The 14,806-nt window shown below is 47.4% G+C and carries 9 protein-coding genes and 1 pseudogene; 7 read left to right on the forward strand and 3 right to left on the reverse strand.

The features are described from left to right. Positions 1-126 precede the first annotated feature (126 nt). Positions 127-1,161, forward strand: a complete 1,035-nt coding sequence (gene thiL, locus GJV44_RS02035) for a thiamine-phosphate kinase (RefSeq protein ID WP_226806823.1) — start codon at positions 127-129, stop codon at positions 1,159-1,161. A 40-nt stretch (positions 1,162-1,201) separates the two neighbouring features. Beyond that, positions 1,202-1,720 (forward strand): phosphatidylglycerophosphatase A family protein, encoded by a 519-nt coding sequence (locus GJV44_RS02040; protein ID WP_226806872.1) that lies wholly within the window; start codon positions 1,202-1,204, stop codon positions 1,718-1,720. A gap of 298 nt (positions 1,721-2,018) precedes the next feature. On the opposite strand, the gene pyrF is transcribed toward GJV44_RS02040, so the two are convergent. The 3 genes and pseudogenes from pyrF to GJV44_RS02055 form a co-directional block, all read right to left on the reverse strand. Next, positions 2,019-2,834: an orotidine-5'-phosphate decarboxylase gene (gene pyrF, locus GJV44_RS02045; protein ID WP_226806824.1), complete on the reverse strand. Its 816-nt coding sequence runs from the start codon at positions 2,832-2,834 to the stop codon at positions 2,019-2,021. 818 nt (positions 2,835-3,652) lie between these two features. After that, positions 3,653-4,531, reverse strand: coding sequence for a shikimate dehydrogenase (aroE, locus tag GJV44_RS02050; RefSeq protein WP_226806873.1), 879 nt, complete (start codon positions 4,529-4,531; stop codon positions 3,653-3,655). Between the two features lie 41 nt (positions 4,532-4,572). Beyond that, a pseudogene (locus GJV44_RS02055) lies at positions 4,573-6,483 on the reverse strand (ribonuclease catalytic domain-containing protein); the annotation flags it as partial. Positions 6,484-9,094: 2,611 nt separating this feature from the next. Here GJV44_RS02055 and aroQ point away from each other — a divergent pair. The 5 genes from aroQ to GJV44_RS02080 all read left to right on the forward strand — a co-directional run bounded on the left by aroQ (position 9,095) and on the right by GJV44_RS02080 (position 14,451). After that, positions 9,095-9,544, forward strand: a complete 450-nt coding sequence (aroQ, locus tag GJV44_RS02060) for a type II 3-dehydroquinate dehydratase (protein ID WP_226806826.1) — start codon at positions 9,095-9,097, stop codon at positions 9,542-9,544. Positions 9,545-9,621: 77 nt separating this feature from the next. Continuing rightward, on the forward strand, positions 9,622-10,080 hold the full coding sequence (gene accB, locus GJV44_RS02065; RefSeq protein WP_226806827.1) for an acetyl-CoA carboxylase biotin carboxyl carrier protein: 459 nt from the start codon (positions 9,622-9,624) through the stop codon (positions 10,078-10,080). Positions 10,081-10,095: 15 nt separating this feature from the next. After that, a complete protein-coding gene (accC, locus tag GJV44_RS02070; RefSeq protein WP_226806828.1) occupies positions 10,096-11,466 on the forward strand; it encodes an acetyl-CoA carboxylase biotin carboxylase subunit in 1,371 nt (456 codons plus the stop codon). Between the two features lies 1 nt (position 11,467). Continuing rightward, positions 11,468-12,358 (forward strand): 50S ribosomal protein L11 methyltransferase, encoded by an 891-nt coding sequence (gene prmA, locus GJV44_RS02075; protein ID WP_226806874.1) that lies wholly within the window; start codon positions 11,468-11,470, stop codon positions 12,356-12,358. A 1,154-nt stretch (positions 12,359-13,512) separates the two neighbouring features. Beyond that, positions 13,513-14,451 carry a carbohydrate kinase family protein gene (locus tag GJV44_RS02080; protein WP_226806829.1) on the forward strand — a complete coding sequence of 313 codons (939 nt, stop codon included), beginning with the start codon at positions 13,513-13,515 and terminating at the stop codon, positions 14,449-14,451. Positions 14,452-14,806: the final 355 nt, after the last annotated feature.

Consider the following 14,806-nt stretch of genomic DNA (forward strand, 5'->3'; position numbering starts at 1 on the left):
ATTGTAGCGTCATTGGCAGACCTTGAATGGGTACTCTGCCTACCAGCCTCTCAGTGAGAGCACTGCACAGGTCGTGCCGTGGACGATATAGTGCGCACCCTTGTGTTGCAAGCTTTGTTTTATATCATGCCGACATCCTTATCTGAATTTAGCTTTATTGATCGTTATTCTTCCTGCCGTGATGGGAAACTGCATTGTGGCACTGTATTAGGAATTGGCGACGATTGTGCGCTACTTACTGGGCGACCTGAGCACGAATTAGCAGTGTCGACCGACATGTTAATCGAGGGATGCCACTTCTTTGCCAACGTCCCACCGACGACGCTGGGACATAAGGCGTTAGCCGTTAACCTGTCAGACTTGGCCGCAATGGGGGCTGAACCGCGTGCGTTCACGCTGGCGCTGGCGCTGCCGGATGTGCACTCGGCTCGTCAGAACTGGCTCGATGCATTCGCGCATGGACTGTTTGCGCTCGCTGAACGCCATGGCTGTGAGTTAGTCGGTGGCGATACTACCTCAGGACCACTCAATATCTGTATTACTGTGTTCGGCGATGTACCTTGCGGACAAGCACTGCGCCGTGACGCTGCTAAGCCTGGCGACGATATCTGGGTATCCGGTACGCTAGGGGATGCGCGACTAGCGCTAGGTGCACTACGCAACGAATGGCCGCTCGCCGCGGACGAATTACCTGCATTATGTCATGCTCTGCAGATGCCAGAGCCTCGTATTGCGCTCGGCATTGCGCTGAGGGGCGTAGCACACGCTGCGCTAGACTTGTCCGATGGATTAGCTGGAGATTTAGCGCATATTCTTAAACGTTCTAACGTAACTGCATGCGTAGACATCGACGCGCTACCACGCTCGGCTACCCTACGCGCGCAACCTTTATCGATTCAACATCGCTGCATAATTGAGGGTGGTGACGACTATGAGCTATGCTTTACAGCGCCGCCAAGCCGCCGTAATACGCTGCTTGAGCTCGCCGTACATATCGGCGTGCCGCTTACGCGGATAGGTATAATATATACTCTAGGACATTTGTCGACGGACACGGATAATGCTGCCGCGATCGACCCACACACAGTGCGTTGGTATGATGCGTCTGGTGCCTCTATCAGCAAAACTTGGCGTAGTTTTGACCATTTCTATAAAGCATGATTTTTCTAACTCTGATAGGTGCTGACCGCATGTTGTGCCAATGACTCTGGCTAGCGCGTTGCGCTCGCACGCCACTATGCGATTCATGTTGTCTCATCCACTGCACGTGTTGTCGTTCAGCTTTGGTATCGGACTGTTGCCAGTGATGCCTGGTACGGCCGGGACTTTACTGGGCTGGGTATCGTTCATCATATTGAATCGGTACTTGAGCGGCGTTCAATGGTGGGTACTGATCACTGTTAGTTTTGTTGCTGGATGCGGCTTTACTGGCTTCACTGCACGATGCATGGGTGTAAAAGATCCGAGCGCGGCGGTTTGGGATGAGGTCGTCGCGATCTGGCTAGTGCTGCTGTTCATCATGCCGACCAGTTTTTCCAGCCAATTGAGCTCATTTCTAATATTCCGCTTCTTTGATATTGTTAAGCCGCCACCGATCCGTTTTTTCGAGAAGCGGTTTTCTGGCGGATTTAGCATTATGTGCGACGATATCATCGCGGCATTTTTTACATTGCTTGTTATTGCGCTATTTAAAAAGCTATTTATATTTAATAGCAGCTGATATAGTAGCCTACTAACTTGCGCTTCACGCTACCCAGCACTTACGCGACGAGCAACTCATAACGGTAGTCACAAAATTTCCAGGTAGAACTAGCTGCTTCAGGCGGAAGTTTCGTAATGATTTGAGCATAGCTAAAATCAGGATGATCGGCGTTCGATAAGTTAAAGCAACTTTAAGAAGATAGCCTCGGTTATATTTAAATGAAAAAACTAACGCATCATAAGTAAAACTTAAGCATTGTGCAGGTACTCACGTTAGCCCTTTGCATCCAAAGAAAAGCCGATTATTTCTTTATCATCTAGTTACGATAGAAGTTGATCGCGTCGCGTGTAGAACGAGCAGCATCAGCTGCAGATGATGCAAAATCTTCATCGCTACAGGCGTATAGAATTGCACGCGACGAGTTGATTATCATGCCAGTTCCATCAGCTGTACGACCAGCATTAACTGTTGCTTGAATATCACCGCCCTGCGCACCGATTCCTGGGATCAGCAGTGGCATCGTACCGACGAGCTGGCGAACCGCATAAATTTCCTTTGGGAACGTCGCACCTACTACCAGCCCAAGCTGTCCGCTGATGTTCCATTGCTCTGCAGCAAGCTTTGCTATATGCTGATATAGAGGTTTCCCGCCGGTGTCCAAGCATTGCAGGTCTGAACTACCTGGATTAGACGTTCGGCAGAGCACTATTATACCTTTTTCTTTATACGCAAGATATGGCTTAATCGAGTCTAAACCAAGATAGGGATTGACCGTCACCGCGTCTGCGTGATATCGCTCGAATGCTTCGCGTGCGTATTGTTCTGCAGTACTGCCGATGTCACCACGCTTGGCATCTAGTACCACTAACAGCCCAGGGTGCCGCGTATGTATATGTGTAATTAATGCCTCAAGTTGCTCTTCCGCGCGGTATGCAGCAAAATAAGCGATCTGTGGCTTGAATATGCTGGCATAAGGCGCGGTAGCATCGACGATTTCTCGACAGAATGTAAAGATAGCATCCACGCGCCCGGCCAGATGCAGAGGAAAGCGAAGTGGATCCGGGTCGAGTCCAACGCATAATAGTGATCGTGTGCTTTTCCAGACGCGCTCCAGGGAAATAATAAAGGACATATGTCGGGATCTGTAGAAACACCACGAACAGCGCGCGGCAAACAAATCTGTATCCTACCTTCGTATACAAGAGATACTTCGCTCACGCTTAGACAGATGAATTGTTGTGCTATTGTTTTCGCGCAGGGAAAATAATATGATACTGGCTGGTTATCTAAGCGCTGTCTCTGATTGATTGCATAATGCTAGTACAGAGTAACGGGCGGAGCTTCCGTTAGGCGTATTATGTTAATCTTCAGATTAAATTAGGTTGCTGTGCTATTACTAGATCGCTATTTCTAATATACTCATATTTTTTATATTATAGAATATAGGCGGAAAGCTTTCTAAAGCGTGCCGCAAAAATTTATCTACGCTGAAACGTAGGCTGTATTTTGGAAACCTGACTAAAAATTATCTTCTGCAACATTATCGCAAAAATCTAAAAGATTCGCAACACGACAACCCCGGCAGCAACCGAAAATTTCTTACTTTTTAAGTAGCGCTTCCCAGCATTCAAGTATGATTAATACTTAGGCTTTGCAGATATATTGCTTCTGAAGAAGCAGCAATAAAATTGGAGTAACTGCCGAGAAATTGCTGAGTTTATGCAATAATATGAATTTCTTAACTCGGCCTTTTTTTACAAGTCCAAAAAATTTGGATACTCGAGCACAAGGATACCACGCTTTTATCATAATCTATTCCGCAGGATATACCCGAAGGATATATCCACAAAATAATTATACATTGTTAAATTAATGTAGGGCTATACTACCATTTAGGTAGCGTAGTTTACATGCGAACACATCATAGAGTACAGCGTTTCTAGCGCAACTCTAGCAATTCGCTAAGGTTGCTCGCAGCTCTGTTAGTACCGGAGTTGGATTAGGGCGTACGCCACGCCAGAAAAAGAATGATTCTGCAGCTTGCCGCACAAGCATCCCGAGACCATCGCTAGTACGTCCTCCTAAACGTGCAGCATGCTGCATAAATACCGTGGGCTTGGCCGCATACATCATATCGTACGCGAGTGTATTTGAGTAAATAGATGCTGGTGCAAATACCGGCACAGTCCCATTGAGGCTGCTAGATGTCGCGTTAATTATGATATCGTAAACGCCGTGCTCTACGCCCGGCGCGCCACCCTCTAATATGCAATCTACTGCCTGGGCAAACGCCGTAAAGCGTTCAATAAGTTCGAACGTGCGCGCCGCAGTCCGGTTGATAATCGTTAGCCGTCGGGGTCGTCGCTCTAGCAAGGGTAGGATCACACCTCGCGCTGCACCCCCCGCGCCGAGTAGCAGAACATGGGCGCCCTTGCATGTGACGCACGAATGCATCTCAACGTCGGTGACTAGCCCAATTCCATCAGTGTTGTCGCCTAGGATATCAATGCGACCGTCAATGCAGTCAAAACGTAATGTATTCACTGCTCCAGCCGCTTCTGCTCGCTTAGAACGCCGCGTTGCCAACATATAGGCCTGCAGTTTAAACGGTATCGTAATATTTAACCCATGCCCACCGGCCAATATGAAAGCATCGATAGCCTGCACAAAGCCATCCACTGGTGCAAAAATCCTCCCGTATTCGACTATCTCGCCCGTCTGCTTGGCAAAGTTTGCATGAATATCCGGCGACTTGCTATGCGCTACTGGGTTGCCAATGACTGCATAGCGATTAAGGCCTTGTCCACGGGATTTACGAGCCAGCAGCATATTCATAGCGCTACCTTAGGATCATTGCGTATATATGTCATATCGTTGCCTATCAAGGATGCTACGCCCAGTACTTCGATAAGCCGGCACGACGCTTCTATCCGTAGATCGTTGATTTCTATCATTTCGAGCAGAACATACGTACCACGTACGTGCACACCCAAGCCAGGCACATGCAATAGAAGTGGAACTGCTTGCAGCCGCACGACATCATCTTTAATGATCGTAGCTACTACCCGGTCCATTTTTTCTTGCTGCAGCCAGCGCAGACACCAGAAATGTTCCATACGCCGCTGATAATCAGCATATGCTGTATAGGTTTCGTCAAAATTCTGCACAATAGCGTATAAGTCCGAGTCCTGCGGCTTGAACAGTGCAGCTAGTTTCGCAGTGACACCATGTCGGACACACGCCAGCAACTGCCACTGATTCACTAAGTCGACATACCGGCGCAGCGGCGAGGTACTCCACGCATACTGTGCTACACCCAGCCCTTCGTGCGGCGCTGGCGTGATCTGCATCCGTGTACGATTTGGACCGAGCGAGCGTTGCACGCGATAGATGCCCGGGACACCGTATTCATGCAAAAATGCACCCCAGCGGCTATTTGCTAGAATCGCTAGTTCCGCGACGATCAAGTCTAATGGCGAACCACGACGGCGTGGCGTGATACTAATATGCTCGCCGTCGACGTAAAAGTTGTAGTCGATATTGCGTGGAAGTTCACGCCTTAGACCATAGCCGATTCTCGCCTGCTGGCGTCGCTCGTATAAAGCTTTGGCAAATAGCCATAGCACTGCTATCTCGTGTTTGTGTGGGTAGTTCCCGGTACCAGCCTCGAGTTTCTGCTCGCTAATAATCTCGTCTAACACATTGTGTCGCAGATTGCTCACCACATATACATGCTCAACTACTGTCTCAGTCATTACGATATCCTGTGTAGCGGTGTCAATGATTAAATACAGCGACACTACGGGCCGTAATCCACCTTCTTTCAAGGTAAATCTGCTAACAAAATCGTCTGGTAACATTGTTATCTTATCGCCTGGCATGTAGACGGTCGACAGGCGTTCACGCGCAATGGCGTCTACAGTGTCTCCGCGCTCGATTCCTAGTGCAGGTGCAGCAATATGAATACCAATCCTAATGCGTCCATCCGATATGGACTGAACCGAAAAAGCGTCGTCGATCTCAGTGGTGGTTGCGTCGTCGATAGAAAACGCTTGCACGCCAATTGCCTCACTCAAATCCTCCGGCAACGGACCCACGCTCAACGCGGGGAAGCCGGTTCCATGCGGAAAGTACTCAGATAGGAACCGTGCTTCGTGTAACGCGCGTGCTGATGGGATACCACCGATGTCCAGCATTAATTGTGCTGCTGACTTACCTAATGCAAGCGCAGCTGCCTCCAGCGCTTTGTATTCAATCGAATTCTTGTCTGAATGCGTAAGCAAGCCTAACACCTTGCCATCGAACGCGTTAGGTAGCCTACCGGCTTTAAGCTCTTTCTCATACTCTTGCCGCACGATTGCCTGTTGGCGCCGGCGCTCCAGCGCCGCGAGCGCCGTCTTCAGCTGCTCTTCAGGGGCCCGCTGATACTGTCCCCGCCCCTTACGTCGGAAGTAGACTGGCGAACTATGCATGCAAAGCACTAGCGCGCTTTTTTGCACAGCATTCGGTGTACCACCGAAATAGTCATTCGCTAGGTCAATGAAACGAAACTTGTCTGGTGGAGAGATTTCCCAAAGAAAATGCAAGTCAATTTCCTTTGCCGCTAAATCAGCTTGTTCCATCAGGTCGGCGGCACTCGGACTATCAAATTCGATCAGAACGTCCTTGCTACGCACCTTAGCGCGACGCCCACCCGGCAACTCGACCTGGAGCGCGTCATTTTGCTGGTTCAATACTATGCCAACCTTAAAGCTACCGGATTCCTCAAAAAAAACATTCACTTAGTACTCTCGCAACAAAAAGGCATCGTTTGCCGACGAGGAGCAGTCCTATACCAGGCTGAGTTTGCAGGTTGGTATCGATGTCGAAAAAAACAAGAACACCTCCCCTTATCCAAGCACATTGGAAAATCTTTAGTCGCATAGTTACTACTATCGATCGGTGTACTGCGTATAGCAGTGTGGTGTGCAGGTATGCCTGGCAGTTAAAGACTGCGTCACTGATTGTGGAAAGTAACCAACTCGCCGCGCGATTGCGGAAATCCCGCATGGCAAACACATCAAGATGATGTATTTTAATGGAACTTGAGGAGCCATTACCATGCTATAAAATTCGCCTACCTGGATAGACTGACAAGTGACGATACGTCACTACTACTTTGTAGTATTGCTAGTTAATCATGATCTTCGCTCAGATAAATAATAAAAAAACCCACTTAGCAAAATGCTAATTCGTTCAACCAGCAATCTCTGGTGCTATAAGTAAGTTTTAGCGCAGCTAAGCGAGGCCAGACGCGAAATCCGTGACGGTATAGAACTTATATCGCTCCCCGGTCTTTTTGAAACCCCAAAGGTAGCTGTTATTGAATACTACCGAAACCGCTATTTCTCATCACAATATTCATCACGCATAACACGCGTAACCTTAACGACTGACCTGGCAGAAAAATGTACTTTCATCGTACCGGGCCGAGTTTCATTGTTTTCAGGCGAGGCTTTATAACAGCTAGAATCTGAGCCTTTGTACATCGGCTGATGTAGCCGAACCAGCTAGTGGATAGTTCAACTTATTACTGTTAGATGGTATGCGACGCATAGTGACTATATGCAATCACCTCATTAATTCAATCATGCACTCCCTATACGGTACCTCACGTCACGAAAACTACTAAACGACATTGCCGCCTTGTCAGTCGGCACATGAATGCCGCACGAAGTTATGATATAAAGTTGCCCGAATCGGCAGAATTATTACAGCGAGCATTACTATATTACCGACGACAAACAGGTTCAACTCGATGTCCTAACTTTATCACTGAGTACTCATCAGTATGTATGTGCTACAGATCGCAATCCTTAAATTTATACCGAAGCACGCGCCGACATAGCCATGCTTCTGATATAAATACCTCAGATACTGAGCATATGATCATAAATGGCATTTTAGATCCTTCCACAAGTAAATTGAGTCGCTTTATCATCAAACTGCGCTTGGAACCGGTATAGATTCAAATAGAATATTGAGACATTGAAATAGAGGTACTCTCTGAGATGGCAATACGGTATCCGAGTATAAACTAGATTATATTACTGCTAGCGCTTCAAAACCATGTCGAAGCTGGACCGTATTTGCGATAAAATGGCGATAGTAGGCAGCCCGCGCTGGATTACTGAAGGCAGACACACCTATACATGCTTTAATCATAAAGCGGTTGGGCTTATCTGCTGATGAGATATATGCTTCTCAGAAATATTTCCTGGATAAAAACTAGATCGAAGAAGAAATACTGAAATATTTAGCGTTATTCTAAGATAAAATTTTTATCGCTCTTTCTGTAGCAGAGCCGTAGAAAGCTGCTCCGAGCCGGGACAGCTAAACCTATGCAATTAAAATCCTACTGAACGAGCGGATTACTTAATGGTGTAGCTGGCATTTATTTCAGCATCCATTTACAGTATGGGGTACCTGAAACGCTATTTTGCCAACCAAGGAGCCATTGAGATATTGAGCATTATTGCCCACATCGCTGACAGCAATACCGTCGGTATTCGTATTGCAATGTACGACACAAATGATTTGCATAGCGTGGTTTACTTGTCAATGCGAATTAAGTAGAGAGGAGAGCCCCTCGGTGCTTCCTATACTACAACCAAAGCACACTATACAGAAGATGGAGGTTCGTTTTTACGAATATGTGACAACGTGATATCGTATCCTAGCCTCCTTCAGCCGCTTCTCGCACATCAACATGCACCTCAAGTTCTACGCGCGTGGCGCACGATAATCTGCTAGATATAGAAAGTCCGGCATATCTACACAGCAGCACTAACCAGTGTCATGATGCTCGCTTTTTGATGAAAATACCGTTGCCGCCTAGGTTGTAATGCCGCTTACGCATAAAGAGATATACCTGCATCGGCATTTGTTTCGATTCGGCACAGAACAGCGTGCCTGACGAGATTTATCGAAATTCTAACCCAAGATAGGGGGCTATCTATATAGCCTATGTAGCTAGCTACAGCAGCGGATTGCTGTGTACTTTTATATTGAACACAATGGCACACATTAATTATTATCCGCACGGATAAAACTAAAGCAGCGCAATTGTGTATAACACTCGCTATTCTTTGGCACAGCTAAAACAGGCAGTGACTAGCATTGCTGGTACGGCTGCTTATATGCTAGTCACTGATCGCAAGTAGATAGAAAATTTATTGATACATAATAGATTTTCTGCGGTTACCTACCTTCTGTCGCGTGTTGGACGGAGGCTACAGCTACTATATTTTGGTGAACACCTATTCTTTGAAGTAGTGAGCGCACCAAAAACTAGACACTTTTTTTGAAATCAGCGGTACAGTGCGCGAAACCTTAAAAAAAATGAATCCTATGATGAGTCTTCGCATCCTAGTTATTAACGGTCCCAACTTAAATCTGCTTGGCACGCGCGAGCCACAGACCTACGGCAGCAAGACACTTGCTCAGATCGAACAAGCGCTAGCACAGAAAGCCGCCGCGGCAAAAGTAACGCTTACTTGCTTCCAGAGTAATTACGAAGGCGAAATTATCGCCCGACTGCACCAGGCGCGCGATGAGCAGATTAGCTTTGTGCTGATTAACCCTGCCGCTTTTACACATACTAGCATTGCGATCCGAGATGCAATTTCAGAAATTCGAGCCCCGTTTGTTGAGATTCATTTATCGAATGTGCATCGACGCGAAGCCTTTCGCCATACATCATATTTCTCCGACTTAGCGGAAGGTGTGATTTGTGGGCTTGGCTGGCGAGGCTATCTTTACGCGCTAGACTTTGCGCTAGAACGGCTGAGACGGTCGAATTAATGTCTTTTTAACTACACTACATCTTCGCTATTCTGGGCAGTGGCCGTCTTTATGCCACATAAATTTTGGGACCTCTGATGGATCTACGCAAACTCAAAACCCTGATTGATCTGGTATCTGAGTCCGGTATTTCGGAGCTTGAAGTCACCGAAGGTGAAGGCAAGGTCCGGATCGTCAAAAATGCGGCGCCCGTCTACTTGACGTCCCGAGAACAATATACTCCGTCTCCGCAAGTCATCAGTACGTCCGTCGTACCAGCTGAGTCTGATGCATCCGTATCGACTCCTCTCGCTATGGCACAAGGCCATATAGTCACCTCACCCATGGTTGGCACATTCTACCGCTCACCGTCGCCCGGAGGTAATCCATTTGTGCAAGTAGGTGACTCAGTGAAGGATGGCCAGACGATCTGCATTATCGAAGCCATGAAGTTACTCAACGAGATTGAGACCGACAAGACGGGCATGGTCAAGGAAATCCTTGTCGAAAATGGCCAGGCCGTCGAATATGGTCAACCGCTGTTCATAATCGGCTAACGGGTTGCTTTGCCTATGTTTAAAAAAATACTCATTGCTAACCGCGGAGAGATCGCACTGCGCATCCAGCGTGCGTGCCGCGAGCTCGGCATTAAGACCGTTATCATCTATTCGGAAGCCGATAAAGAGGCAAAGTACGTGCGGCTTGCCGACGAAGCGGTTTGCATCGGACCTGCACCATCAAATCTGAGCTACTTGAACATGCCGGCACTCATCAGCGCGGCGGAAGTCACTGACGCAGAGGCAATCCATCCAGGCTATGGATTTTTATCCGAGAACGCCGATTTTGCTGATCGAGTCGAGCAATCTGGCTTTACATTCATCGGCCCGCGCCCGGAGACCATCCGGTTGATGGGCGATAAGGTTGGCGCTAAGCAAACTATGATCAAGACAGGTGTTCCGTGTGTTCCGGGCTCAGAAGGTGCATTACCGGACGATACGAAGGAAATCTTTAAGATTGCACGCTCAATCGGCTATCCTGTAATCATCAAGGCAGCAAGCGGTGGTGGGGGGCGTGGTATGCGAGTCGTGCATACAGAGGCTGCACTAGTCAATGCAACAAAGATGACACGCGAAGAAGCCGCCCGCGCTTTTGGCGATTCACAGGTTTATATGGAAAAATTCCTGGAAAATCCGCGACACATCGAGATCCAGATAATGGCTGACTCGTTTAAGAGTGCAGTTTGGCTTGGCGAGCGCGACTGCTCGATACAGCGACGCCATCAAAAAGTAATCGAAGAAGCTCCCGCGCCTCATATCGCGCGCAGGCTAATCGATAGAATCGGGGATCGCTGCGCCGAGGCGTGTAAAAAAATGGGCTATCTTGGTGCTGGAACATTCGAGTTTTTATACGAAAATAGCGAATTTTACTTCATCGAAATGAACACCCGGCTCCAGGTTGAGCACCCCATAACCGAACTAATCACCGGCATAGATATTGTTCAGGAGCAGATCCGCATTGCGGCAGGTGAGAAGCTATCAGTTCGGCAACGAGATATTATATTCCACGGTCACGCGATAGAATGCCGAGTCAACGCAGAAGATCCATTTAAATTTACGCCATCGCCGGGACGGATTACATCATGGCACGCGCCTGGTGGACCAGGCATTCGCGTCGACTCACATGCGTATAACGGTTACTTAGTACCCCCAAACTACGATTCGATGATCGGCAAGCTGATCGCATATGGTGCAACCCGCGAACAGGCGATAAACCGGATGAATATTGCACTATCCGAAATAGTGATTGAGGGTATCCAGACAAATATTCCATTGCACCAGGAATTGATGCTAGACGCTAAGTTCGTCCAAGGCGGTACTAGTATCCATTACCTCGAAGATAAGTTAGCTGCTCAGCAGCAGGTTACTCCCAAGAAAGGGCAATAAGCTGAGCTATCGAGAAGTCGTCATAGAACTTGAGCTCGAGCTCGCCGAGCCTTTATCGGACGCGTTACTCCAGCTTGGCGCACTTTCAGTCTACGTTGAAGATGCTGATGCAAACATGCCGAATGAAAAAGCACTGTTTGGTGAGCCCTCCTTCGAGCCAGACCGTGCCGCGTGGATACGATCGCGTGTAATTGCAATGCTTTCCGCTGAGCAAGATCCAGCTGTATTGTTAGAGGCTGCTGCAAAGGAGGCAAACCTATCTACGACGCTGATCTTCACCGTGCACGATGTTCAGGAACAAGACTGGGTGAAACTTACGCAATCTCAGTTCAAGCCGATTCATATCGGCCAGCGGATCTGGGTTGTGCCCTCATGGCATGAGGCACCGAAGCAGAGCGCTATAGTAGTGAAAATTGACCCGGGACTCGCTTTTGGTACCGGTAGTCATCCAACAACACGTCTGTGTATGGAGTGGATTGAGAGGTATGTGTGTGCCGGTGACTCGTTGCTCGATTATGGATGTGGCTCTGGAATTCTAGCGATACTCTCTCGTAAATGTGGGGCTTCGACGGTCGTGGGCATAGATATCGACCCGAAAGCGATCGAGTTAGCTCAGTATAACAGCGAGCTCAATCATGTTGATATCTCGTATGGACTACCTCACGAGTGCCCCGAAAACAAGTTCGACATTGTGATTGCTAATATCTTATCCAATCCACTAAAGCTAATGACTGCGATGTTAATCTCTAAAGTAAGGCCACGCGGAAGGCTTGTGCTGTCTGGGATATTAGTACACCAATTAGATGAAGTCGCATCGGCTTATTCGTACCACACAAAACTTTCTGTTTGGTGTGAACACGACGGGTGGGCGTGCTTAGTCGGGCAGCTCTAAGAGCACTTCATCAAACAACTAATTAAAATACCGCCATCCTAATCGACAAGCCGGCACACATAGCCGGCACCTAGTTTAGAGTAACTGTTCACTTACTATTACACTGCGGACAATTTATACCGCTCGTCACCAATCAATTACTTTTATAATTCAGGGATCTCCTGCGGTGTAATCCGACACGTCAAACCTTAGTTACCAACTAACGGTACTAAACCACTCAACAACAAGTTCTATATTATGGAAACGGGAGCAGTAACTTGCGCTATATACTATGTCCGGTAGGTCACCCTACCTTGCTTACACTAACTGTGTTGCTCACTGTGCAGATTGCTGAGTGGAAAACGACGACAAGATGACCGCATCACTTTAAATGACTGCAGTTTATATGCACTAAAGTGCAAAGTTGAGCAGTAACATGTCACTGTTAATCGGCATTGACAGACTAATGACGAATAAACCTTACTGCAGCAAGCTATCCTTATGTCAGTAATTAGTGATCCATAATGCGCAGTATATGCTGTTCTCACTTAACAGATTACAAATACTTGGCTAGAGATTATCTGCTGCTATTCTTGCAGAAGAAAATTGTGAATCGAGTTACTCTCTAGGGTAACGCGATTGTTATCGCTACACTAGTACAATGCTGGCTGCCTAATAAAAGGCTGAACTATTCGTACGTGTGAGAAAAGCCTCTCGAACATCAGACTAATAATTTCGCTGGCAGTTGCATACCTTAAATATTTGCCAAGCCTAGGATATACCCGCCTGCGCAAAAGTGATGCGTTTTTACATGACACAAGGCATCGAGAATATGATCATGGCATCGATGCCCCACAGTACAAGTGTACTGATCACATTAAGACTAGACCTCTTGTTTGCTTCACCACTTGCACTATTTCTGTGCTTGATAGAGGCACAATATGCCGAATGTAGAACGAGTGTCAGACATCCAAATTAACCGAATGACGGTGCAGCTCTTTCCGTATTGCAACGAACTCCTTACTATTATTTAGCACGGAAAACCGATCGATACCGACCGTGCAAGCACGCGTGTATTGCTGCACCTAGTGGCTGGTTCAACCCGCAACGTGTACGCAGATGATAGGAGCGGGGGGAGCGATTAGGTACTAAACCCATCATAAGGAATCACGCCTGTGGCTACGCTGATCTGCGGTTCGCTCGCGTACGACAATATTATGACGTTCGAAGGGCACTTTCGAGAGCACATCTTACCCGACCAAGTGCATATCCTGAATATCAGCTTTCTCGTTCCGTCTATGCGTCGTGAATTTGGCGGCTGTGCCGGAAATATTGCATACAGCCTAAAATTACTAGGCGGAGAACCGCTGATTATGGCAACGCTTGGCGAAATTGACGCTCAGCGCTATCTAGAGCGATTAGACTTACTAGGTATACGCCGTGATTATGTACGTGTGCTACCGGACACTCACACAGCACAGGCAATGATCACGACCGATAAGGAAAACAACCAAATCACCGCGTTCCATCCCGGCGCCATGCTATTTAGCCACCTGAACCGCGTCAGCGATGCACGGGGTATCACACTCGGTATTGTAGCTCCAGATGGTAAACAAGGTATGTGCGAACATGCGGAACAATTTGCACAAGCAAATATCCCGTTTATCTTCGATCCAGGCCAAGGGCTGCCCATTCTAGATGGCGCTAAGCTGTGTCAAATGATTGACCTTGCAACCTACGTGGCAGTTAACGAATACGAGGCAAAGCTATTGAGTGACAAGACCGGATGGTCAGTAATGAATATCGCGAGTCGCGTTAATGCATTGATTATTACGCTCGGTGCTCAAGGCGCCACAATTCATCACCGCAACAGCATCGAAGTTATTCCGGTTGTGCCGGCAGAGCGCATTGCCGAACCTACCGGTTGTGGCGATGCTTTCCGCAGTGGTCTACTCTACGGAATTGAGAATGGGTTAGATTGGGCTACTACCGGACGCCTTGCAAGCTTAATGGGCTCAATAAAGATTGCATATCAAGGACCACAAACCTACCCATTACATCGAACCGAAATCGGCGCTCGCTTCGAAACTGCATTCGGTTATCGCTTGTTTTGATCCAAAGAAAACAACGATGGGTTATGTATCCTGAGGATGTTCTCTATCGACCTCTTCGGGGATAACGTACCATACGTTTTTGAGATTAGTTTATATTTATACTTTGCATATAACAGACTATAGTAATAAAAACTATGATAAGCGTATAATTAATACATATAAACAGTTAGATCAGGGGAGGTTGCAACTCCGTCCAAAATAGTTTCTGCTCAATATTAATGCGCCTACTCTTTTACTAATCAAAAGAAATTGCCGGCCGAATATTGCATGCTGGTGGTTTAGCGTTTTGCTTCTATTCGAGGAAGATATTATTCGATAGTAGATCGGAAAGTATCCCGTACCAGACCTTCACCTG

Origin of the sequence: Candidatus Vallotiella adelgis, from assembly GCF_020541305.1 — a bacterium.
Lineage (GTDB): Bacteria > Pseudomonadota > Gammaproteobacteria > Burkholderiales > Burkholderiaceae > Mycetohabitans > Mycetohabitans adelgis.

Coding starts and splice junctions, on each gene's coding strand:
- accB (WP_226806827.1), top strand. CDS start 9,622: ATGGATCTACGCAAACTCAAAACCCTGATTGATCTGGTATCTGAGTCC.
- pyrF (WP_226806824.1), bottom strand. CDS start 2,834: ATGTCCTTTATTATTTCCCTGGAGCGCGTCTGGAAAAGCACACGATCA.
- aroE (WP_226806873.1), bottom strand. CDS start 4,531: ATGCTGCTGGCTCGTAAATCCCGTGGACAAGGCCTTAATCGCTATGCA.
- accC (WP_226806828.1), top strand. CDS start 10,096: ATGTTTAAAAAAATACTCATTGCTAACCGCGGAGAGATCGCACTGCGC.
- thiL (WP_226806823.1), top strand. CDS start 127: ATGCCGACATCCTTATCTGAATTTAGCTTTATTGATCGTTATTCTTCC.
- GJV44_RS02040 (WP_226806872.1), top strand. CDS start 1,202: ATGACTCTGGCTAGCGCGTTGCGCTCGCACGCCACTATGCGATTCATG.
- aroQ (WP_226806826.1), top strand. CDS start 9,095: ATGAGTCTTCGCATCCTAGTTATTAACGGTCCCAACTTAAATCTGCTT.